The sequence below is a fragment of the Acinetobacter sp. 24-47-39 genome (genome assembly GCF_056783825.1).
Genome location: NZ_JBWYIP010000051.1, coordinates 1 through 252 on the forward strand (window position 1 = coordinate 1; position 252 = coordinate 252).

Here is a 252-nt window from a genome sequence, read left to right on the forward strand (position 1 = left end):
CAATTGAACTTGGTGAAGCCAAAAGCATGATCGCTTGTTTGAAGGCCGCGGCTTTGCTTTGGTCTTCGCTCTCTAAGTTCTTGAGATAGCCCTGTAGGTTTTCGAGTAAGCTCAGTGGATCAGTTTGTTGATTTTTTGCCACTTCACTTAAGGCTTTGGCGTTGTTTAAGCTACTTTCGAGTTGTTGTTTGGCTTCGCTTGCATCGAGATGGTTTGCTTTGGCTTGTTCTTGTTTGTAGGTGGAGATGAGTA

At 44.0% G+C, this 252-nt stretch carries 1 protein-coding gene; it reads right to left on the reverse strand.

Annotated elements, in window-relative coordinates:
* On the reverse strand, positions 1-252 hold a 252-nt coding region (locus AC1M9C_RS15015; protein WP_481953985.1), incomplete at both ends, for a type VI secretion system Vgr family protein.